The organism is Candidatus Neomarinimicrobiota bacterium (genome assembly GCA_021157965.1).
In the GTDB taxonomy this organism is placed as follows: Bacteria; Fidelibacterota; Fidelibacteria; order Fidelibacterales; family Fidelibacteraceae; genus Fidelibacter.
The window spans coordinates 69,118-91,991 of the sequence record JAGGVO010000041.1; the positions used below are offsets into that span (position 1 = coordinate 69,118).

Sequence of the window (22,874 nt, forward strand, 5' to 3'; positions counted from 1 at the left end):
CTATTTTATCCGTTTAAAAATAACCATTCCCAAGGGGGGAAGTCCGAAAGAAATAGAATGGGAACGGCCGTTCCAGGGGACATTCTCACTCACATGTTCACTATTCCGGATGACTCCGCTGCCATAGTAGATTTTCGCATCGGAATTAAAAATTTCCCTGTATTTTCCCGGCATGTTAACACCTGTACGGAATTCAAAATACGTTTCCGGTGTGAAATTACAAACAAAGAGCAAATCTTGATCAGGATCTTTCCCATGGCGAATAAATGAAACAACCGACTGATCGGCGTTACCGGCATCAATCCATTCAAAACCTTCGGGCCGGGTATCCAGTTCCCAGAGTGCCGGTTCGCTCACATAAAGCTTATTCAGGTGTTCCAGATACAGGCGGGCATTTTTATGAGGTTCCCACTGCAATAATCTCCAATCCAGCCCTTCCTTGTCGTTCCATTCATGCCAGGGAGCCAGCTCCGATCCCATGAAGAGCAGTTTCTTTCCCGGATGTCCCGTCATGAACCCCAGGAGCAATTTAAAATTTGCAAACTTCTGCCAGTCGTCTCCGGGCATTTTGCTCAGGAGCGAACGCTTGCCATGAACCACTTCATCGTGGCTGAGAACCAGGACATAGTTTTCCGAATAGGCATAGAGCATGGAAAACGTCAGTTCGTTGTGGTGGTATTTCCGGTAGATGGGATCTTTGGACATATAACTGAGGAAGTCGTTCATCCAGCCCATATTCCACTTATACGTAAATCCGAGGCCGTTTTCCTGCACCGGTTTTGTCACGCCGCCCCAGGCTGTGGATTCCTCAGCGATAATCAGGGCATCCGGAAAATATTCATGCAGCACGGAATTCATGTGCTTTAAAAATTCAATGGCTTCCAGGTTCTCATTCCCGCCATATTTATTGGGAATCCATTCTCCTTCTTTCCGGCTGTAGTCCAGATACAGCATGCTGGCAACGGCATCGATACGCAGCCCGTCGGCATGGTATTCCCTCAGCCAGTACACGGCATTGGCAAGAAGGAAGTTTTTCACTTCATTCCGGCCGTAATTGAAAATATAGGTCCCCCAGTCCGGATGTTCTCCCCGCCGGGCATCTTCGTGCTCATAAAGGGCCGTCCCGTCAAAACGGGCCAGGGCAAAATCATCCTTTGGAAAGTGGGCCGGCACCCAATCCAGAATAACCCCGATTCCATTCCGGTGGCAGATATCGATGAGATATTTCAAATCATCGGGAGCGCCGAACCGGCTGGTGGGAGCATAATAGCCGGTGACTTGATATCCCCATGAGCCGTCAAAGGGGTGTTCCATGATCGGCAAAAATTCAATATGCGTAAAACCCATCTCTTTCACATAGGGCACAAGTTCCCGGGCCAGATCCCGGTATGTGTACCAGCTGCCATCCTCCCGGCAGCGCCAGGATCCCGGATGGACTTCATACACATTCAACGGAGATGTGAGGGTTTCTTTACCGGCACGAGCTTTCATCCACGCTTCATCCTTCCAGGCGTGAGAGGACTGAAAAATAATGCAGGCGTTTTCGGGTCTTTTCTGAAAATACTGGGCATAGGGATCGGCTTTCACCCGGAGTGTCCGGCTTGCCGTAAAGATTTCAAATTTATAAAGGACTCCTGCCCGGGCTTCTGGAATAAAAATTTCCCAAACTCCGGAATTTCCCATGGCCCTCATCTGATGAAAGCGGCCGTCCCAGCGGTTAAAATCCCCAACAACACTCACACGCCGGGCTGTCGGCGCCCATACGGCAAAACGTACACCGGAAATCCCGTCATGAATACAGGGATGTGCTCCCAGCTTTTCATAGACAAAACGGTGATCTCCCTTGTTAAACAAATAAAGATCATCCTGACTGATAGTGGGCGTAAACTGGTACGGGTCCACATAGTCATAGTGATTTCCATCCGGATAGCGAGCGTGTATCTGATAGTGGAAAAAATGCTTCACACGGATTTCCGTCTGCCAGAATCCCTCAACATCCATGGGGGAGAGGGTATAGGTGGTTTTTTTTCCACCCAAACGCTGAACGGAAACTTCTGTTGCATCCGGCACAAATACCCGGATCACTTTTTTAGCCGGTGAAATATCGTGGATTCCAAGAATATTGTGGGGATCGTGAAAATCTCCCCTGGAAATATTAACCAGTTTCTGGTTTAGTGTCAGTTTCATATATCAAGATTCCCCTTCATCCATGGCGGCAGATTGTTGGAATTCATAACTCAGCAGAATTGCTGCCACGGATTTTGCGTCGGTTATCTCTCCCTTTAACACCATTTGACGTGCTTCATCGAATGGTATATGAAATATTTCAAGAAATTCATCATCATCACGGTTCTCTTTCTGAAAAGATAAACCATGCCCCTCATAAAGATAGATGACTTCATCGGTATATCCGATACTGGGATGCGTTTTTCCCAGGTAATTCAAATGTTTACAAGTATATCCCGTTTCTTCCAGCAGCTCACGATGGGCCGTTTCTTCCGGGGTTTCTCCCGGATCAATTTTCCCGGCAGGACACTCGATAAAAACCTGGTTGACAGGATATCTGAACTGTTTTTCCAGAATGACATCCCCGTTCTCCAAAAAGGGGAGAACGACAACTGCTCCGGGATGACGGATATACTCCCGGATGCTGATCCTGCCGTTCGGGAGTTTCACCTCATCCAGGTGAACCTTCAGCAGACAGCCGTCATAAACCAGTGTGCCGGATATTTTTTCTTCCTTCAGTGACTTCACAAAGACCTCATGCTTTAGTTGTAAAATGTAAAGAAACCCCCGTAACAAACAAAGGAGTTCTGTCCCCGGCAATCACTTCAGGATCAGTAACCCTATCTCCGCTCATACAGAAAACTTATTCATAAAGACGGTAATAACAAAATGCCGGTCCGTTTATTTTCACACGTTCGACGGAAATATCAGACAAAATGTGGCTTTATCTGTTTATCCGCAAAGCTTTTCACGGCACACGGAAAGGAAATTCCCGAGAGAATGTCGATACTGTAGTGTCCTCTGAAAATAAAAAGGGATCCAATAATTACACAGAGTGAAAACTGATAGAACTGATGCCGGTATGCCCGGACTGATCAGGGCAGGCATTCCATGCTGAGTTCCCCCTGGCAAATTTCCACAACAGGGGCCGTCATCGTCAGGGAGGCATCCGGATGGATGTGGATATGAATGATGCCTCCGGGGACGTGTACATTCATGTCGTTGCCACACAAACCAAGCCGGTGGGCCACAGTGGCTGCGGCACAACTGCTGCTCCCGGATGCCAGCGTATACCCAACACCCCGCTCCCAGATTTCAATGCGAATCGTCTTCTCGTCCAGGGGGGACATGAACTGAACATTTGTTTTATTTGGAAAAAGTGTGTGCGTTTCAATCAAGGGACCCCAGGTTTTCGCCAGTTCCGGAGTCAACTCGTTTGGATTTTCAATCAACACCACACAGTGTGGATTTCCTACCGTAACGGCGGAAATTCTGAAGCAGCGCTTTTTAATCTTCAAGGGTTCATCCAAAACATCGCGGGGTTCCCCCCGAACCGGAATCATCTCGCTCCACAAGCTGGCTTTTCCCATATCCACCCGAATCAGTCCATCCTTTTCCAAAACCTGCGCCGTGACAACACCCCCTTTTGTTTCAATGGTCACAGGATCGTACCGTATATCCCCCCGGTCAAACAGATAACGGGTAAAAATGCGGAGTCCGTTGCCGCTTTTTTCAAACTCACTGCCATCGGGATTGTACATACGCACGCGGAAATCCGCTATAACAGATGCAAGGGGGCCGTGAAGCAGTCCGTCCGAACCCACCCCGTAATGCGAATCACACACGCGACGGACAAAATCCGGGGTGAACCTTTCTTCAGAAATCTCCGGTCCCATGACGATATAATCGTTACCTAATCCATGGTATTTTTTAAAGGGAACATTAAAAACTGAAAGTTCAGAATGGGGATTCTGAGAGTTGCGCTTTGATACATCTGCCTGAGGTCGTCTGTTCAGCGGCTGTGTTAAGTGCTGAATATCAGACAAGATTTGAAAATCATTTTCGGAAGATTTTTTATCCATTCACTTTATTTTTCGGGCAGCCTCTCGTATCCTTATGCCCTCATATTCTCTCATCCAGTGCCTTTTCGACCTTATCCAAAGAAACACGAATCTGTTCCAATGAATCGCGGTCTCGAAGGGTTACGGTTCTGTCTTCCAGGGTCTGGTGATCAATTGTAATGCAAAAGGGCGTACCGGCCTCATCCTGGCGGCGGTACCGTTTTCCGATGGATCCACCGGTATCATAGAATGCGGCAAATTTAAAACGAAGGTCCTCATATAATTTTCGTGCAACGTCGGGCATCCCCTCCTTATTGAATAGTGGGAAAATGGCAACTTTAAAGGGGGCCACCGAGGGATGGAGCCGCAGGACGATCCGGTCGTTATCGGAGTCTTCCCAATAGCCGTCTGCCAAAAGAGTTAAAACCGTGCGATCAACTCCGGCAGAGGTTTCCACCACAGCTGGAATGATTTTCTGTCCCCGGTTATCCTGATCCACATAATGGAGCTTCTTCCCGCTGAGCTTGATATGCCGGGTCAGGTCATAAGTCCCGCGATCTGCAATGCCTTCCAGCTCGGAAAATCCGTATGGGAATTCATATTCCACATCATAACAGGCCGTGGAATAGTGTGCCAGTTCATCTTTGCCATGAGCCCTGAGACGGAGTTTCTCCGGGGTAATTCCCAGGGATTTGAACCAGTTCAACCGTTCCTGTGCCCAATATTCAAGCCATTGGCTGTTTTCGCCGGGACGGATAAAAAATTCCATCTCCATCTGTTCAAATTCCCGGGTTCTGAATATAAAATTTCCTGTCGTGATCTCATTCCGGAAGGCTTTTCCCAATTGGGCAATGCCAAAGGGGAGTTTCACCCGGTTGGATGAAACCACATTGTCAAAATTCACAAAAATCCCCTGGGCGGTTTCCGGCCTCAGATAAATTTCCTGTGCCCCTTCTTCCGTCGATCCAAGAAAAGTTTTAAACATGAGATTGAACTGCCGGGGTTGTCCCAGATCTCCCTGGCATTCAGGACACTGAGCGGTTCCCTCCGGCAGATCGTCCTGGCGGAATCTGCGGCGGCATTTCCGGCATTCCACCATGGGGTCGTGAAAATTCTCCACGTGTCCTGATGCTTCCCATACTTTGGGATGCATGAGTATGGCTGCATCCATACCCAGAACATCCTCCCGGGCTGTGACCATATCCCGCCACCAGAGATTTTTCACATTCCGTTTCAGTTCAACACCCAGGGGACCATAATCGTAAACGGCATTGATCCCACCGTAAATTTCACTGCTTTGAAATAAAAATCCTCTCCGGCGGCTGAGGGCTACCAATTTTTCCATCAGAGGATAGGACAAGGGTTTTACAGACGTCATGAATGTTTTTTTCCTTTCCGTTTTCCGGATTTCTTTGCGGCACCGGCTTTAATAAGTTCGTGACATTGCTCCAGGGTCAGGGATGCCGGATCCGTCGTTTTGGGTATTGTTGTATTTTTTTTCTTATAGGAAATATAGGGACCGAACCGGCCATTCAAAATTTTTAATCCCGGTTCTTCCGGGAATTCTTTAATGAGTTTTTTCTTCTCTTTTTCCCGTTTGGCTTCAATGATTTCTATCGCCCGGTCCGGGGTCACCGAGAGGGGGTCATCCTCTTTTCCAAGGGAATAAAAACTGTTCTTGTGTTTTACGTAGGGACCGAACCGGCCAATGTTGGCGGTTACCGGCTCTCCTTCATACTCGCCGACAGTCCGGGGCAGTTTGAAAAGTTCCAGGGCTTCTTCAAGCGTGATGGTCTCCAGGCTCTGGTTATCCCGCAAACCGGCAAAACGGGGTTTCAGGGCTTCATCCGCTTTCCCGATTTGCGCCATGGGACCGTAGCGGCCGATTTTTACAAAGACATCCCGACCACTTTCGGGATCTTTTCCCAGGTAGCGTTCTCCCTTGAATTTTTCCGATTCCTTCATCGTTTTTTCAACATTTTCATGAAAGGGGCCATAAAAATCCCGGATCATGTCCACCCAGTCTACCCGTCCGTCAGCAATGCGGTCGAATTCCACTTCTACATCAGCCGTAAATCCATAATCCATGATATTCTGAAAATGTTTCATCAGGAACTGATTCACCACCTGGCCGATATCCGTGGGAAAGAGTTTTTTCTTTTCCGCCCCCTGGATTTCAATGCCGGTTTTTTCCGAAACTTTCCCGTTATTCAGAATGAATATTTTAAATTCCCGTTTCTCTCCGGGACGGCTTTCATTCACTACGTATTTCCGCTTTTGAATGGTGGATATTGTAGGAGCATAGGTTGAGGGACGGCCAATACCCAATTCCTCCAGTTTTCGAACCAGGGCTGCTTCAGAATACCGGGGCGGAGCCTTTGTAAAGCGCTCCCGGCCTTCCATTGCCTGGAGGATAAGTGCATCATTCACTGCCAGACGGGGGAGCCCGGCCGTTTCCTCATTTGATTCTTCGTCCCGGGATTCCTGATAGACCCGGAGGAAACCGTCAAAAACAATCACCTGTCCCTTCGCAACCAGCTTTTCCGGACGGGTGGATATGTTGATGCTTACCTGTGTGTTTTCCAGTTTTGCCGGTGCCATCTGGCTGGCAATCATCCGTTTGCGGATTAAATCGTATAATCGCTGCTGATTCCTGTCCCCCTGAATGGTTTCCCGACTCAGATAAGAGGGACGGATGGCTTCGTGGGCTTCCTGGGCGGATTTGCTTTTTGTAGTAAAATTTCGGGGTTTTGAATATTCTTTTCCATACCGGGCCGTAATCAGTTCTTTGGCCGCACCAATGGCCATGGAGGAAAGATTCACCGAATCTGTTCTCATGTACGTGATATAACCGGCTTCATATAATTTCTGCGCTACAGACATGGTCCGTGAGACGGAAAATCCCAGTTTGCGCCCGGCTTCCTGTTGTAAGGTGGATGTGGTAAAAGGAGGTGCGGGATTTTTAACAGCCGGTTTCCGTGAGATGTCGCTGACAGTAAACTCTGCATTCCGGCAATCCTCAAGAAATTCCCTTGCTTTTTCTGCCTCGGATATTTTTTCCGGTAATTCTGTCGAAAAAGTCTCATTTTCACGCTTTTCGGGATGGAATTCCCCCGTGATTTTAAAATAATTTTCAGGTTTGAAATTCCGGATTTCAACTTCCCGCTCCACGATCAGGCGCACGGCCACACTTTGAACCCTGCCGGCGGAAAGGGCCGGTTTTACTTTTTTCCAGAGGACGGGCGAAACCTCAAATCCCACCAGTCGATCCAACACACGGCGTGCCTGCTGGGCATCCACCAGATGCCGATCAATATGGCGGGGATTCTTTAAGGCCTCCTCAATGGCCTGTTTGGTGATTTCATGAAAAACAATCCGGTATGTCTTTTCCGGATCCAGGTCCAGTACCCGACACAAATGCCAGGCAATGGCTTCACCCTCCCGGTCTTCATCAGAGGCTAAAAAGATCTTTCCCGCTTCGGAAACTTTCTCTTTCAAAGCCTTGATCACTTTCTTCTTATCCGGAGGAATGATATACGAGGGTTCAAAATTCCCCTCCACATTCACACCCATGCTTTTAGGCGGCAGATCCCGCACATGTCCCATGGATGCGACGACATCGTAATCCTTTCCAAGAAACCGGCTGATGGTTTTTGCTTTTGACGGTGATTCAACAATGATCAGATTTTTACTCACCCAAACCTCCGTTTTATGAGGGCAAATTTACAAAAGTGAATCTGAATCGCAAATATTCTCAGGACTCAGGGGCGAAAAAAGCTAATAAATCGATCATCTTTTTGATAATCGGGATGAATATTCAGGTCTTTATAGGAATGAAAAATCTCTTTCACGGCCTCCTTCTGGGGAGGTCCGCCAAATTCCAGGACCGCCAATCCTCCGGGAAGCAGCCAGTCATGAAACCTTTCGGCAAAATGCCTGTAAAAGGCCAGGCCATCCTGGCGGTCAGTCAGGGCCAGAGGCGGTTCATAATAACCTACATTTTTCGGAAGATATTCCATCTCCCCTTCGGCAATATAGGGAGGATTGCTGACAATGATATCGTAAGGTTCAGGTGCCTCCCAGTGAAAAACATCCTCCTGGAAAATACTGATCCGGTTCATCAAATTATGAAATCTGCAATTCTTTTTCAGGATATCAACGGCCTGCGGAGAAACCTCCAGGGCATGAACACGGGCCATGGGCAGATGTTTTGCCAAAGCAATGGCTATGGCACCGGATCCGCTGCCGATATCCAGAATGGAAAAGGGGGCCGTTCGATTCCCGGCCTGCGTGATCACAAATTCCACCAGGCGTTCCGTTTCAGGACGGGGTATCAGCACATCGGGGCTAACAGTAAGGGAAATGCCGTAAAAATCCGCCTGGCCGATCACCTGTTGGACCGGCTGGTGGGCAGCACATCGAAGGAGCAATGGCTTATATTGGTTCAGTTCATCACGACTCAGGGGGCGGTCAAAATTCAGATACAAATCAACACGGGACATTTTCAGTACGTGGGTCAGCATCCATTCCACGGCGGTACGTGCATCTTCAACGCCTTTTTCCCGAAGGTAGTCAACAGACCAGTTCAGCAGTTCTATTAAACCCCAGATTTTATCCCGTGTTTGTTCCGTCATGGAATCAGAGATTTTTCAGTTTTTCCATGTTATCCGCCAGGGTCAACTCTTCTATGAGCTCATCCAGATCACCATCCATCACGGCGGTAAGGTTGTGGGCCGTATAATTGATTCTGTGATCCGTTATCCGTCCCTGAGGGAAGTTATACGTGCGGATTTTAGCACTTCTGTCCCCGGTGGAAACCTGGGATTTCCGTTCTTCGGCAATGGACTTCTTCTGAGCCTCGGCCATTTCCGAGTAGACACGGCTATATAAAATTTTCATGGCTTTTTCTTTATTCTTATGCTGCGAACTCTCATCCTGGCAGGTTACCACAATTCCGGTGGGAAAATGGGTAATACGAATGGCCGAATCGGTTTTGTTTACATGTTGTCCGCCATGCCCGGAGGCCCTGTACGTATCAATGCGGATATCTTTTTCGTCGATTTCCACATCCACATCATCCATTTCAGGAAGGACGGCCACAGTGGCTGCGGATGTATGAATCCGCCCGGAGCTTTCGGTGACCGGTACACGTTGAACACGGTGAACTCCTGATTCATATTTCAGCTTGCTGTATACACTATCCCCGGAAATCAGCATGGATATTTCCTTCAAGCCGCCGATACCCAGCTCGGAAGAGGTCAGCACTTCTATTTTCCATCCCTGCCTTTCGGCATAGCGGGTATACATCCGGTACAGATCGGCAGCAAACAAGGCCGCTTCATCTCCTCCGGTTCCGCTGCGGATCTCCAGAATCGTATTCCGGTCGTCATTGGGGTCCCTGGGGATCAGCAGAAATTTCAGCTGCTCCTCCATGGATTCTTTTTCTGCAAGCAGTCCATCCAGTTCTTCCCGGACAATCTGCTTCAATTCGGCATCGTTCCCCCTGAGGATTTGTTCATCCTCGTGGATATGATCTAAAAGCTGTTCATATTTTTCCGTTGCGCGGACGATGGGTTCCAGATTTTTCTGATCACGGGTGAGTTGTTTATACCGCTCCTGGTCCCTGAAAATATCCGGGTCTGCCAGCGTTTCCAGTATCTCCTGATACCGGATTTTGATGTGTTCAAGTTTATCTCTCATTAGTCAACAGCTTCGGCGATGTATTCTTTGCCGGTATAGGCATCCCAATCTTTGTCAAAAGCGGTTCTGAGGGCTGTCAGGGCACATTCGATCTGACTGTCGTCGGGTTGGGATGTCGTAATGCGCTGGAGCCACAACCCCGGCTTTGTCATCCAGCCGATCCAGGGCTTATTCATGTGCCTGCTTGTCCATTTCAGCACCTCATATCCCACTCCCATCACCAGAGGTATCAGGGGCAGGTGGACCAGAAGCCGGGTTGTCAAAGACATGGGACCGTGAAAGGCCATAATGACGGAATCAATCACGGCATACATGATAATGGCATTTATCAGCGTGATAAAAAGGAAACTGGTACCGCAGCGGGGATGAAAGGTGGAAAAGGGGCGGATATTCTCAAGGGTCATATCCCGTCCGTGTTCAAAGGCAAACACCGTTTTATGTTCCGCTCCGTGATATTCAAACAAGCGCTTAATATCCTTCATCCGGCTGATTAAAAATAAATAGACCAGAAAAAAGAAAATTCGAAATAGTCCCGCCACCAGATTGAAAAGCCAGGCTGTTTTTTCGATTGCAAAGACTTTCGTTGTCAACCACAGGGGGAGGACGGCAAAAAGGCCCAGGGCCAGAGCAAAGGAAAAAAGTATCGTGAGCGAATTATAGACTTTTTCCCAAAAGGCACTTGTCTTTTTGTCCGGTTCCGGCATGGCATGATCCGCGGAAAACCGGAGAGTTTCCATGCCTATTTTCATGGATTCAAAAAGGGAAACAATGCCCCGGATAATGGGCAAACCGAGCCACTTGATCCGTTTGGATGCGGAAATAAAGAGTTTTCGTTCCGTAACAATCGTCTGATCCGGGATCCGCACGGCTGTTGCATAAGCGCCGGGGACCCTCATCATGACACCCTCGATCACTGCCTGTCCCCCCACAAGGATGGAGGATTTCTGAAGCATCAGAATCAGGCTCCGGGTGAACCGCCGGTATTTCATAGGTGGGCTACTTTTTGGGATTGATATTGTATTTTCTGTTGTATTTCTCAATACGACCCGCCGTATCCAGCAATTTCTGCTTTCCCGTATAAAAGGGATGGCAGGCAGAACAGATTTCAATCCGCATATCTCCCACTGTACTCCGGGTTTCTATTACGTTCCCACAGGAGCAAGTAATCGTGCAGGGTTCATATTTCGGGTGAATTTTATCTCTCATGAGAATCCTCTTGTCTTTTCTTTCAGCCCGGTATCTTACAAATGACTACAGAAAAAAACAAATTATATTTGTCCGCACTGCATTAAAGCAGGATAGCCTGACTTTGGTAGTATTCTGTTTATAGCTGATCCTTACAACGGGGACAGAACCTTGCAAAAGCCCGGAGGAAAGACCCACTGGCCAAATTAACGCCGGCACTTTTACACTATCGCTTATATCTCACCTTAACTGATATTCCCGACCATCTTGTTCCGGTTTTTGAAGACCTTCAGCGGCAGGAGATCGGACACCAGAAACGCATTATGAAAATGATTGAAAACGAAACCAAAACCCCATCGGGAGGGGGGCCAGATGACCTTTCTTGTATCTGTTGAAGCCCCTGATTTCACGGCGTCGTCCGTCATGCCGGACAATACAATCAATCCGTCATTTCGCTTATCGGATTATAAAGGAAAACCGTTAGTCCTGTTTTTTTGACCTATACCCGGGAGACGGGCGGGGTGTGTCCTGCGGGCCGGGAATCCGGCAAATCGGCCATTGGGGCCGGCAGCGAAGTTGTTTAAAGCTATTTCATCAAATTTTCTGAAGATTTGTTATCCGGAATAAACACAAAACGGCTGTAATGAAAAGCTCCGTCATCTTTTCGGGTGACGGCGATGGGAATTTTTATACTTTTAGGAAAACAATGGTAGGCTCCGGTTAATACATGAAAACGGCCCAGGGGGTGTCCCCGGATTTCATCAATGTGCACGGATAGCTCCCCCTGATCGTATTGTGTAAACAGTGTTTCCCCGATCCCGGCAAAGACATCGTCCATCCGTTCAACAACATTCGGTGTTTGCCGGTCATCCCACCACGCCGAGTAGGGATTCATCATCATCATCATCAGGTGTTTCAGAAATAATTCTGGATGCTCGCCGGGCCAGAGGGCAAGGTCGGGATAGATAACCTGCAAGTCGTCCCGGTAAACCTTATCCAGCAAAGTGGAGATAAAAGCCCCCCACAAGGCGGGATCTTCTGTTTGACTCAACCGTTTTAAAGCTTCGTGATCCGGGTACCGCCGGCGCATCTCGGCAGCCAGCTCTTTTTCGGAGGAACCCATAATCATGGCCGGAACAGAATCATGACCCGTAGCTCCGGCAGACACCGCATAAGAAAAATCCTTCAAAAGACGGACATTCAGGCTGTCCCGTTCCATCAAGTGTGCAAATACCTTCCCGCTGATATCAAAGAGGCGGGCAGGAAATTGAATGGCGAATTCAGCCATTTCGACTCGGATGGTCATCTCCGGGCCGGCCGTTTCCTCCCCGGGTGCCGAAGCCGGCTCAACGGGGATAAAATCACATCGTGCCGGGCTGGCAAACCCCTTATTTCCATAAAAAAACAGGGGTAATCCGGTATGCAGAATAATCTGCGACCGGGAAGAATCCACACAGACCGTCATTTCGGTCCAGTCCTCATTTTCCCCTCCCGAATAACCAAAAAGGGGAATTCCTTCCATGCCCTGCTCCGGAAAAACCGTCATCAGGCCCACTTTTCGTCGAACATCCCTGTCCAGTTTGCAGAACGCCATGAAATCCCGGATATGGCCGGGTTCAAAGTCTGGTATGGTCACGTCTAAAATTGCTTCAAACTGTTTTTTTACCTGACGGCCGTAATAGATTTCGGTATAGCGGATAAAGAAAGGCAGTGACCAGTTTTCAAATTGTGACCAGCGCAGAAGGTGCCATACGGCCAGGACATCTTCCGGGGTCCAGGGTGTGGTGTCCACGTGATACCAGCGGCACCCCGACGGTGGTGGAAGATTTGAAAACCGTTGATTGATTCCCCTGACAAAGTGTTCAAGGTTTTCCCGTGTTTCATCGGGGAGATTCGACAGGGTTTTCGTGGCAAGATCTTCAAATTGCCAGGCACTCAGGTAGGCATCGTCTTCTTTGTATTCACCTCCAAAATAACGGGAGAGTTGGCCCCCGGCACAAAGCCGGAGATACATCATCCGATCGCCGACGGCCCATGCCTGAGCAAAACCAAGGGCCTGAAAAAAATCCTCTTCTCTGGAGAGGTTGACATGAATTTTTCCCTCCGCTTCTTCCCTGCGGATGATAAACGCATGATCGCCTTTCATACGTATTTCCGGATTGACGGCCGTTTCACCCTGGCGCAACCAGGACCTAAACAAAAAGAAAACCGTCCCTGCCAAAACCAGGAAAAGACACGTCAAATACAAGGCTTTGCGCATCATGAATCCCCTAACAAACGGGCCGTGAGCGTATGGGGTGAAAGAGTGAACCTGGCAAAAACGATACGGCCTGATGATTTATCAATACTAATAAAACTTTTGGCTTCCGGATCCGCCAGGCGGGAAGTGAATAAATCTGTCTCCGCCAAAACGGGAGATCCCCCTTCCGGAAATAAAAGAATTTCCCATTCAAGAATATCCCGGCTTTTCTCCCGGGGGACCATCAGCGCTTCATAGTACTCCCCCTCAATGTCCACGGGAACGCGGAATTCCCGGGGTATAGATATCCGTGTCAGAGCCAGAATCAGTGATAACATCGTATGACAATTTTTTTCCGGAATTCTTTCCTCGCCCGTAGAATAAATAATTTTTTCGGGGTTGTAAAGGGTGCTGAAAGATTGCTGAAGGTTTTTCTGGGAAATCTCCTTTTCATAGAAGACAATCCGGCTCATGGAAGTATCCATTGTCACACGATAGCGATTGTTGACCCTGTAAATGGTGGAAAAAAATCGGTTGGTCCGGGCAGTGTACTCATAGGTAATGCGTGTTGGATCTTCATCCGGAATCGGCTGAATATGAACATGCACCACCGGGATTCCAAGAAAACTCACCTCGTAATCCTGTCCCCACAGGTTGCATGGAATCAATACAAAGAAAAAGGCGGGAATCAGAAAATATTGTTTTATCATCATAGAACAAATATACGCAAGAGAAACGAAAATCGTCGGACCGTTTTTATTCTTTTTCGATCTCCGGGGGCGGCGGGGGGGCGAGAGGGCGGAAATAGGGCCTCAGCAGTCTTATCCCCAGCCACAGCATCAATCCGGCAATCAGAACCCACATATTCCTGACGCGTCCTTCGGCGACATACCAGAGTGGCTCGTGTTCAAGATTCAGAAGAATCATGGAAAAGAAATTATAGGCTCCATGACAAAAAACGGCCGGCCAAACAGACCGGAGTCCGGACGAAAGGGTTCCAAGAATAATGCCCAGGATAAAAATTTGAACAAGATACCATGGTAAAGCATGAACCAGGGCAAAAAAGACAGATGACATGACAATGGCTGTCCTGGGACTTCGGAAAGCTTTTTCCATGGACTGGAGAAGCATCCCCCTAAAAATCGCTTCTTCCGCAAAAGCTGCCACGCCGGATACGGCAATAATCATTAAAAGGGCCTCGCCTTTTCCGGACCACTTCATCCCTTCCAGGAGGGTAAAATATTCAGGTGGTATATCCAGCCACCGCATAAGCAGCCGGTCCACTGAATCTGCCAGGATAAGCAGGCCCGCCACAAAAAGAATCACTCCCGGCCAGGTGCGTCTGTCGGGTGGTGAGAGTTTAAAAAGCCGGGCAAGGGATATCTCCGGTTTTTTCAACCGCACATACCAGGCCACCGGCACGAGAAAAATCAGTTCCAGAATCATCATGCCGAAAACCGTCTTGTAGTAGGTGTCGGGAAAAAATGAGGCTGTCAGCAGGGGAGAGAAAATCATAGAAAGCCCCCAGCCGGCCAGCAAAAGGGCCAGTGATGTTCTTAAAGGGAGTCCCTTGTCGTGTGTGTTAAAATCCTGCCTTGTCATATTACACGATTAAAAGTGATGTAAGGAACCATTAATGATGATTCCCCCGGGTTTTGCAAAAGCAACCGATTCAAAATAGGGATTAAATACTGTAATATTGGGGATGCTTTCTGCCAAAATCAGCGAGGCGGGGTGATTATCCTTGCTCCAGTCTCCGGGAGGCCCGGGCATCTCTTTGCTGGAATCGGTAAGCACATACAGGGGAATCTTCTTTTCCCGGCACAGGCGGGATACAAGTCCTGTCCCGATTTTATTCACAAAGCCGTTTTTCCAGTACCAATCCGTGCCCACCATGGCCAGATCACACCTTTCAATCGCCTTTTCCATGGCGGAATCGGTATACAGCATCACCTCGATTTCATAACGGGCCAGAAACTTCGCCAGATTCACAGCCTCATTTACAGGACGGCATTCCGTGGTATGAACCGTAAAGATGATGCCATTCTGCATCGCTCGCACCAGCGATTTACGAACAATAGAGCTGTGGCTGAAAGAAAACACGCGGGCTCCGTCTTCAATCAGGGATGAGGCGGTTTCCACGGTTTTGTCGATTTTATCATTCAGGGCTTCCCGGAATATCTCAATAATTTCGGGGACGGTTTGATCACCCTTCTGAAACGTGTCCATGATATACTTATACAGATTAGGGAAAATGGCCATCAGGGGATGGGCCTCGGTGACTTTTTTATAAAAGAACTGGATTTTTTTGATTTGTTCGTCCCGGGAAAAGTTGCTGTTTTCCGTAAAAAACCGGGTCAGAATATTTAAAAATTTCAGCAAAAGTGTTGTAGCTCCAGCTTCCTGTTCGAGCAGGAGGGTTTCAAATTCAGGATAATACTTCATCGGGGCTCTCCTCACGGGGAAGTTGAACAATCCCCGATTTTTTTTCATTGATGAGCTGCCACTGGAAATCAAAAAGCCTGCGCATCATTTTTATGGATGTATCCAGATTGTACAAATTTTTTCTCGCTTTGTCGAAATTTTTATTTCGCCGGTGCATATCCGCCATAAGATAGTGGGACATGGAAACGTCTTTGGCATTCATATTCGTTTCCAGCAAAGACCGTTCAAAGTATTCAATGGCCTTCCCCCTGTTTTCAGCTGCCCGGGTATCGTTTCCTTCATCATCATAGAGCCAGGCGATGCGCATATAACAGTCGCCGATAAGATGGGAGCGGGCGCCATCCACAGTCAAAATGCCGAGGTAGGCCCGGAACAGCTCCAGTGTTGTCGGATTGTTGTCGGAAAATTGTTCCAGGTAAGCCGGGCTTTCAACATAAACAGAAACCTCCTGAAGGTTTTGGGGCGGCAAGGCAAAATCGTGACTCACATAATAACACACCGGACACTGTATCAACCAGTCATCCAGCAGGTCATCCTGGAGAGTGTGTATTCTGAAATCTGTATCAATGGCTTCTATTTCAAAGAGCATGTCTTTGGGATTATTGGGGATATTGGTTCCACAAACCGGACAGGCAACGGCTCGCTGCCCGTTATCGATATCCTCGGGAACATAATTGTCATGATTCATTGAGTTTGATCTCCAACCATTTTCTTGCTTCAAATCCTTCCTGCATCATACGGGCAATGGCCCTGAGAGCCATTTGGTGATTTCCCCAGGCCACTTTTTCCATGGCATCTTCCAGGGAAAGCCATTCATAGCTTTCATGTTCATTGCCTATTTCGACCCTTTCCGTTTCTACCTCGGCGGCAAAAACGGGGACCAGGTTCATGCGGTCTTCCGTTGCTTCATAAAAGGAGCTGGTAACGTCGGCAACCCAAAAGCGAACCGGTTTCAGCCCCGTCTCTTCGTACATTTCCCGCAGCGCTGTTTCCCAGGCCCTTTCCCCGGGGAGGATTTTACCATGGACACAGTGGTGGATGCCGGCATAAATACGTTCCGGCGCCCGTTTCATGATCAAAAAACGGAGTCCGCCGGAAGTCCGCCGGAAAATCCAGCAATCAATCACCCGTGTGATAATACGTGTCATGATATCCTGAATCAGAAGGGAAGGTCGTCTTCTTGGGGCAGATTTTCCGAAGTCCCGGAACCGGAAGCCGTATTCTTGTTTTCATCATAGTGAATCGATACGTCCGAAGCAGTTGCACTGTCATAGTCATTCGAGCCGGATCCCTTCCTGTCCAGAAGAATAAGGATATCAACAAGAATTTCAGTTGTATACTTGTCGTTCCCTTCCTTATCCTGCCATTTGCGGGTCCTGAGCCTGCCCTCAATATAGACTTTGCGTCCTTTGGTCACATACTGGTTGATATAATCCGCCGTTTTTCCGAATGCAACACAGCGATGCCATTCGGTAATTTCCTTGATTTCACCGCTGGATCCATCCCGGTAAGATTCCGTTGTCGCCACTGAAAAGTTTGAAATAGCCCGTCCGTCTGGCAGTGCTCTCCGCTCCGGATCCCGTCCGAGATTACCAATAATGATCACTTTGTTCATGGAATTCTTATGCATCTGTTTCCTCCCGTTTTTAGGCGCTATTTTTTCAGCGTCTTTAACTCCTTTTCAATCAACGCTTCTACCTGCGCGCGGTCGCGGTAAAGCAGTCCCAGAATTTTTTTCTTCTGATGGGATCCCAGAATGGCATTCCATACCAGTGGATCACACCGAATGGTATTAGGTTTATCTATATCGCCGGCGGCTACAATTGCTGATGGAATCTTTCGGCTAACCGGGGGGCTAAAGACGAAACTCATGTCCGGAAAACGCGGACCCAGGTCGTCCCTGTTTTTTCCCACCAGGGGGTTGATCCCGCTGGCATTGATGTAATCTTTCACACAGACAATATCCTCCGGTAATGCAGGCACAAACGCTGTAAATATCAACATATCATAGGGCCGAAAAATATCGGGATTTCCTTCCCGGGAAAGAGTTATGACATCGGCAACCGTTCCGTTCGGAAAAAGGTTTTGGTCTGTCATGTCTGCAATGAGAATCTTTTTTATTTGTGTCATAGGTTCTCCGGTCTCGGTCCGAAAAGGCCCTGTCCGATCCTCAGCATCGTAGCACCCTCCTCCAGGGCAATGCGGTAATCTCCGGACATGCCCATGGAATATTCCCTGAAAGAAAAGGTATCCGTTTCGAAGGGCCGGAGAGAATCTCCAATCTCCCGGAGGAGGCGGAAGGCTTTTCGGATTCTGTTTTCATCATCTGTTAACGGCCCCATGGTCATGAGTCCGCGAATATGCAGGGCCGGGGTCTCTTTATACAAGATTCTGACAAAGTCCTGCACCTTGTCCGGCGGAAGGCCGCTTTTTGATTTTTCACTACTTGTATTCACCTGTATACAAATATTCACGTGGGATTTCTTCTCGTGAATTTTCCGGGCTGTTTTCAGCTGATCCAGGCTATGCAGCCAGTGAAAATGATCCACAAACTTCTGAACTTTGTTAGATTGAAGCACACCGATAAAATGGCGGATCACGCCGGGAAAGGGTTCCTTTTCGAATTTTTCCAGGGCCTCCTGCATCCGGTTCTCTCCCAGATTACGGATGCCCAGGTCCACGGCCTGCTTCATAACGGAGACGGGAAAACGTTTGGTGACGGCAACCAGCGTTACCCTGTCGGGGTGGGGAGACAGTTGTTTGATATCCGCCTTGATACGTAAAAGATTTTCTTCGAGGGTTTTTGTCATTCTTCGCCGTTTTCGCCTTCTTCATCTTCTTTCAGGTAGGCAACCGAGCTGATTTTATCATCCGGTTTCAGATTGATCAGTCTTATACCCTGTGTATTGCGGGAATATACACTGATATCCCGGACGTGCATCCGGATAAGGAGCCCCTGAACCGTAATCAGCATCAGGTCGTCTGTGTCAACCACTTCTTTGAGGGCCACCATTTTCCCGATTTTGGGGAGTGTTTTCAGGGTAATCACGCCTTTTCCGCCCCGGTTGGTCACCCGGTAATCCACAATTTCGGAGCGTTTTCCAAAACCCCGTTCACTGACAGCCAAAACGCTGGCTCCTTCCCGTTTGACCACAACCATATCCACCACCCGGTCTTCCTTATTGGCAAGGGTAATGCCCCGTACTCCGGAGGCATTTCTGCCCATATTGCGGATATGTTTTTCATTGAAGCGAATGGCTTTCCCTTCCAGGGTTCCCAGAATAATATCCTGCTCGCCGTTGGTAATATCCACACCGACCAAGTCATCATCTTCCCGGAACTTAACCGCCAAAATGCCCGTTCTTCTGGGGTGACTGAATGCAGACAGTACCGTTTTCTTAATAACCCCTTTCCGGGTTGCCATAATGACAAAACGGTCATCTGAAAATTCACGGACATTGAGAAATGCCCGGACATTCTCCCCTTTTTCACACTCCAGAAGATTCACAATAGCCCGTCCGCGGGATGCCCTTCCGGCCTGAGGAATCTGGTGGACCTTCAGCCAGTACACCTTCCCAAGGTTGGTAAAAAACATCATGTATTCATGAGTGGATGCAATAAAGAGATTTTCCACAAAATCTTCGTCCCGGGTTCCGGCACCCCGTTTGCCTACACCTCCGCGTTTCTGAGAGCGGTAGGCCGAGACGGGAGAACGCTTGATGAACCCGTTGTGGGTAATGGTAATCACCATCTCTTCATCGGCAATCATATCTTCAATAGTAAAATCATCACTGTCGGCAATCATCTCCGTCCGCCGGGGGTCACCGTATCTGGATTTGATATACTCAAATTCTTCCTTGATGATTTCCATCCGCTTGGATTTATTTTCAAGGATGAATTTCAGTTTCTCAATCAACTTCAGTTTTTCCAGATATTCCTGAACAATTTTATCCCGCTCCAGTCCCGTCAATTTCTGAAGTCGCATATCCAAAATGGCCTGGGCCTGCTTTTCGCTGAAATTAAAACGGGCGATGAGATTTTTCCGGGCTTCCTGTACACCTTGTGCGGCACGGATAATTTTAATAACCTCATCAATGTTATCCAGTGCGATTTTCAGACCTTCCAGAATATGGGCCGCTTCTTCGGCTTTATTCAGATCAAACCGGGTTCGTTTTACAACGATATCATGACGGAATTCTATGAAATGAGTAAGTATCTGCTTCAGGTTCAAAACCTTGGGTACGCCGTTCACCAATGCCAGAAGAATTATGCCGAAGGTGGTCTGAAGCTGTGTGTGTTTGTACAAATTGTTCAGAACCACTTCCGGGATGGCATCCCGCTTCAGTTCAATCACGATGCGGATACCGTCCTTGTCCGATTCGTCTCGCAGGTCGCTGATGCCATCAATCACCTTATTCCGAACCAGGTCTGCAATTTTTTCCATCACATTGCTTTTGTTAACCTGGTATGGAATTTCAGTAATAACAATTTGTTCTTTTCCTCCCCGGATTTGTTCTGTAGAGGCCCGGGCCCGGATTTGCACTTTGCCCCGTCCGGTCAGATAAGCGGAGTTCAGTCCGGCTGAACCAAACACAAGACCTCCGGTTGGAAAATCCGGACCCTTGATATATTTCATCAGATCCTGAATTTCCAGATCGGGATTGTCTACCAGCGCCGAGAGGGCATTACAGATTTCTCCCATGTTGTGGGGCGGTATATTGGTCGCCATGCCTACGGCAATACCCGACGCCCCGTTTACCAGAAGGTTGGGGACCTGTGTCGGCAGAACAACCGGCTCTTGAAGGGTTTCATCAAAATTCGGGCGGAAATCCACCGTTTCTTTTTCTATATCCACCAGCAGTTCGCCGGCAAGGCGGGTCATCCGCGCTTCGGTGTACCGCATTGCGGCTGCGTTATCACCATCCACCGACCCGAAATTTCCTTGTCCGTCCACCAGGGGATAGCGCATGGCAAAATTCTGGGAAAGCCGGACCATGGCGTCGTAAACGGAAGAATCGCCATGGGGGTGATATTTACCCATGACTTCACCCACAATACGAGCAGATTTTTTATAGGAGCGGTTATGCTGAACGCCCAATTCATTCATTCCAAACAGAATCCTCCGGTGAACCGGCTTCAGGCCGTCCCGGACATCCGGCAGGGCCCTGGATACGATTACAGACATGGAATAATCGATATAGGACTCTTTAAGTTCATCCTCAATATTTACGGGTATAATGCGTTGATTGGTCAATGTTTCTCCTATCCTTTTTTCACTGTCAGATATCGAGGTTCTTTACATATTTTGCGTTGGCTTCAATAAAGTGGCGCCGGGATTCCACGCTTTCTCCCATCAAGACAGAAAACATCCTGTCGGCGGCGGCGGCATCCTCAATGGAGACCTGCTTCAGTGTCCGGGTTTCGGGGTCCATGGTGGTTGACCACAACTGGTCCGGATTCATCTCCCCAAGCCCTTTATACCGGGAAATATTCACCCGGGATCTTGTTTTGGCATCATAGCGTTTCAGCAATTTGACCAGCTCGTCGTCGTCATAAGCATATTGCAGAGATTTTCCATTCTTGATGCGGTAGAGGGGGGGCTGGGCAATATACACATAGCCGTCCTTGATCAGATCAAACATCTGCCTGTAAAAGAAAGTCATGAGGAGTGTCCGTATATGGGCCCCGTCCACATCGGCATCCGTCATAATGATAATTTTATGGTATCGGATTTTTTCAATGTTAAATTCTTCTTTACCAATACCTGCTCCGATGGCCGTAATCATGGTACGGATTTCATTATTGGACAATATTTTATCCAACCGGGCCTTTTCCACGTTGAGGATTTTTCCACGAAGGGGAAGAATCGCCTGAAAACGACGGTCGCGTCCCTGTTTGGCGCTTCCTCCGGCAGAATCTCCCTCAACCAAAAACAGTTCGCTCAATGCCGGATCCTTAATTGAGCAGTCTGAGAGTTTCCCGGGAAGATTGCTGCTGTCCAGGGCATTCTTCCGGCGGGTCAGCTCTCGTGCCGCCCTGGCAGCATCCCGGGCTTTGGCTGCCAAAACCGATTTTTCAATGACCTTCCGGGCCACGGACGGATTTTGTTCAAAATATTCGGAGAGACCATCACTGATGATGCTGTCAACAATTCCTTTAACTTCGCTGTTGCCAAGCTTGGTCTTTGTCTGCCCCTCAAACTGAGGCTCTGGCACCCGGACCGAAATGACGGCCGTAATACCTTCCCGGGTATCTTCACCGCTCAGGGAAAAATTGTTTTTCTTAATTCCCTTGAACAGGTTGTTCTTGAGGGCATAAGAATTGAGGCTCCGGGTCAGGGCCGTCCGGGCGCCCGTCAGGTGGGTTCCCCCTTCAATCGTGTGAATGCAATTGACATAGGCAAAAAAGTTTTCATTATAGCTGTCATTATACTGGAAGGCAAATTCGACATACACATCCTCCCGTTCCCCGGTGATATACACCGGTTTCGGATGAAGGGGCGACCTTGCCTCATTCAAATAGGTAACAAATTCCCGGATTCCACCTTTGTAATGAAAAGAACTTTCTTCTCCGGATCTTTCATCAATCAGCGTGATGGATACATCCCGGTTCAAGAATGCCAGTTCCCGCATTCTCTCTTCCAGGACCTCTTTATCAAACAGTACCTTCGTGAAGATGGATTTATCGGGGTAAAAAGTGACCGTAGTTCCTGATTGGCGGGATTTGCCGATTATCTCAAGCTTTTTAGTGGGCACTCCTTTTTCATAAGTCTGTTCATAAATTTTCCCGTTTCGGTGAATCCGGACCCGGCATTTTTCGGACAAAGCATTGACAACGGAAACGCCCACACCATGCAATCCACCGGATACTTTGTAACTGCCTTTGTCGAATTTCCCGCCGGCATGAAGAATAGTCATAATCACTTCCACACCCGGTATTTTCTCCGTTGGATGCAAATCCACCGGCATTCCCCGACCGTTGTCCGTGATACTCACGCTTTCATCGGGATGGATGGTTACAATGATTTTATCACAAAAACCCGCAAGTGACTCATCAATGGAATTATCCACCACTTCATAAACCAGATGATGAAGCCCGCGTTTTCCCACATCCCCAATATACATAGCCGGCCGTTTGCGGACGGCCTCAAGTCCCTTAAGTACAGTAATTTTATCTGATCTGTAATCATTCGCAGCGCTTGTCGTCATTGCTTTCCGATTCCTTTCTTCTAATTCAAA

21 protein-coding genes are annotated in these 22,874 nt (G+C 48.3%); 1 reads left to right on the plus strand and 20 read right to left on the minus strand.

The genetic code is table 11. From position 1 onward, the window contains the following. The 9 genes from glgB to rpmE form a co-directional block, all read right to left on the minus strand. Positions 1 to 2,187, minus strand: a complete 2,187-nt coding sequence (gene glgB, locus J7K63_05545) for a 1,4-alpha-glucan branching protein GlgB (protein ID MCD6234481.1) — start codon at positions 2,185 to 2,187, stop codon at positions 1 to 3. A 3-nt stretch (positions 2,188 to 2,190) separates the two neighbouring features. Then, the gene (locus J7K63_05550) at positions 2,191 to 2,754 is read right to left on the minus strand and encodes an NUDIX hydrolase (protein ID MCD6234482.1); all 564 of its coding nucleotides are present in this window, start codon (positions 2,752 to 2,754) and stop codon (positions 2,191 to 2,193) included. Positions 2,755 to 3,101: 347 nt separating this feature from the next. Further along, positions 3,102 to 4,088 (minus strand): diaminopimelate epimerase, encoded by a 987-nt coding sequence (locus J7K63_05555; protein MCD6234483.1) that lies wholly within the window; start codon positions 4,086 to 4,088, stop codon positions 3,102 to 3,104. Positions 4,089 to 4,128: 40 nt separating this feature from the next. Further along, complete coding sequence (locus tag J7K63_05560; GenBank protein MCD6234484.1) at positions 4,129 to 5,412, minus strand: glycine--tRNA ligase; 1,284 nt, start codon at positions 5,410 to 5,412, stop codon at positions 4,129 to 4,131. A gap of 29 nt (positions 5,413 to 5,441) precedes the next feature. Beyond that, on the minus strand, positions 5,442 to 7,763 hold the full coding sequence (gene topA, locus J7K63_05565; GenBank protein ID MCD6234485.1) for a type I DNA topoisomerase: 2,322 nt from the start codon (positions 7,761 to 7,763) through the stop codon (positions 5,442 to 5,444). Positions 7,764 to 7,828: 65 nt separating this feature from the next. After that, positions 7,829 to 8,701: a peptide chain release factor N(5)-glutamine methyltransferase gene (prmC, locus tag J7K63_05570; GenBank protein ID MCD6234486.1), complete on the minus strand. Its 873-nt coding sequence runs from the start codon at positions 8,699 to 8,701 to the stop codon at positions 7,829 to 7,831. Positions 8,702 to 8,705: 4 nt separating this feature from the next. Beyond that, a complete protein-coding gene (gene prfA / locus J7K63_05575; protein MCD6234487.1) occupies positions 8,706 to 9,767 on the minus strand; it encodes a peptide chain release factor 1 in 1,062 nt (353 codons plus the stop codon). Then, positions 9,767 to 10,756: a DUF1385 domain-containing protein gene (locus J7K63_05580; GenBank protein ID MCD6234488.1), complete on the minus strand. Its 990-nt coding sequence runs from the start codon at positions 10,754 to 10,756 to the stop codon at positions 9,767 to 9,769. Before J7K63_05580 ends, prfA begins: the two co-directional genes overlap by 1 nt. Positions 10,757 to 10,763: 7 nt before the next feature. After that, positions 10,764 to 10,973 carry a 50S ribosomal protein L31 gene (gene rpmE / locus J7K63_05585; GenBank protein ID MCD6234489.1) on the minus strand — a complete coding sequence of 70 codons (210 nt, stop codon included), beginning with the start codon at positions 10,971 to 10,973 and terminating at the stop codon, positions 10,764 to 10,766. Positions 10,974 to 11,324: 351 nt separating this feature from the next. Between rpmE and J7K63_05590 the strand changes: the two genes are divergently transcribed. Next, positions 11,325 to 11,450 (plus strand): redoxin domain-containing protein, encoded by a 126-nt coding sequence (locus J7K63_05590; protein MCD6234490.1) that lies wholly within the window; start codon positions 11,325 to 11,327, stop codon positions 11,448 to 11,450. A gap of 88 nt (positions 11,451 to 11,538) precedes the next feature. Here J7K63_05590 and J7K63_05595 read toward each other — a convergent pair whose 3' ends face one another. Genes J7K63_05595 through gyrB form a run of 11 tightly spaced genes read right to left on the minus strand, consistent with a single transcriptional unit; the run spans position 11,539 to position 22,844 of the window. Further along, positions 11,539 to 13,215, minus strand: a complete 1,677-nt coding sequence (locus tag J7K63_05595) for a penicillin acylase family protein (protein MCD6234491.1) — start codon at positions 13,213 to 13,215, stop codon at positions 11,539 to 11,541. Further along, positions 13,212 to 13,904, minus strand: coding sequence for a hypothetical protein (locus J7K63_05600; GenBank protein MCD6234492.1), 693 nt, complete (start codon positions 13,902 to 13,904; stop codon positions 13,212 to 13,214). Before J7K63_05600 ends, J7K63_05595 begins: the two co-directional genes overlap by 4 nt. Before the next feature lie 43 nt (positions 13,905 to 13,947). After that, positions 13,948 to 14,793, minus strand: a complete 846-nt coding sequence (locus J7K63_05605) for a CPBP family intramembrane metalloprotease (GenBank protein ID MCD6234493.1) — start codon at positions 14,791 to 14,793, stop codon at positions 13,948 to 13,950. A 9-nt stretch (positions 14,794 to 14,802) separates the two neighbouring features. After that, positions 14,803 to 15,636, minus strand: coding sequence for a hypothetical protein (locus J7K63_05610; protein MCD6234494.1), 834 nt, complete (start codon positions 15,634 to 15,636; stop codon positions 14,803 to 14,805). Beyond that, complete coding sequence (locus J7K63_05615; protein ID MCD6234495.1) at positions 15,620 to 16,324, minus strand: DUF2225 domain-containing protein; 705 nt, start codon at positions 16,322 to 16,324, stop codon at positions 15,620 to 15,622. Before J7K63_05615 ends, J7K63_05610 begins: the two co-directional genes overlap by 17 nt. Continuing rightward, positions 16,314 to 16,784, minus strand: coding sequence for an NUDIX domain-containing protein (locus tag J7K63_05620; protein ID MCD6234496.1), 471 nt, complete (start codon positions 16,782 to 16,784; stop codon positions 16,314 to 16,316). The genes J7K63_05615 and J7K63_05620 overlap by 11 nt, the downstream gene beginning before the upstream one ends. Positions 16,785 to 16,795: 11 nt before the next feature. Continuing rightward, on the minus strand, positions 16,796 to 17,266 hold the full coding sequence (gene ssb, locus J7K63_05625) for a single-stranded DNA-binding protein (protein MCD6234497.1): 471 nt from the start codon (positions 17,264 to 17,266) through the stop codon (positions 16,796 to 16,798). Positions 17,267 to 17,289: 23 nt separating this feature from the next. After that, positions 17,290 to 17,766 carry a hypothetical protein gene (locus tag J7K63_05630; GenBank protein ID MCD6234498.1) on the minus strand — a complete coding sequence of 159 codons (477 nt, stop codon included), beginning with the start codon at positions 17,764 to 17,766 and terminating at the stop codon, positions 17,290 to 17,292. Next, positions 17,763 to 18,446: a YggS family pyridoxal phosphate-dependent enzyme gene (locus J7K63_05635; GenBank protein ID MCD6234499.1), complete on the minus strand. Its 684-nt coding sequence runs from the start codon at positions 18,444 to 18,446 to the stop codon at positions 17,763 to 17,765. Before J7K63_05635 ends, J7K63_05630 begins: the two co-directional genes overlap by 4 nt. Further along, positions 18,443 to 20,890 (minus strand): DNA gyrase subunit A, encoded by a 2,448-nt coding sequence (gyrA, locus tag J7K63_05640; protein MCD6234500.1) that lies wholly within the window; start codon positions 20,888 to 20,890, stop codon positions 18,443 to 18,445. The genes J7K63_05635 and gyrA overlap by 4 nt, the downstream gene beginning before the upstream one ends. A gap of 25 nt (positions 20,891 to 20,915) precedes the next feature. Further along, a complete protein-coding gene (gyrB, locus tag J7K63_05645) occupies positions 20,916 to 22,844 on the minus strand; it encodes a DNA topoisomerase (ATP-hydrolyzing) subunit B (GenBank protein ID MCD6234501.1) in 1,929 nt (642 codons plus the stop codon). Positions 22,845 to 22,874 lie beyond the last annotated feature (30 nt).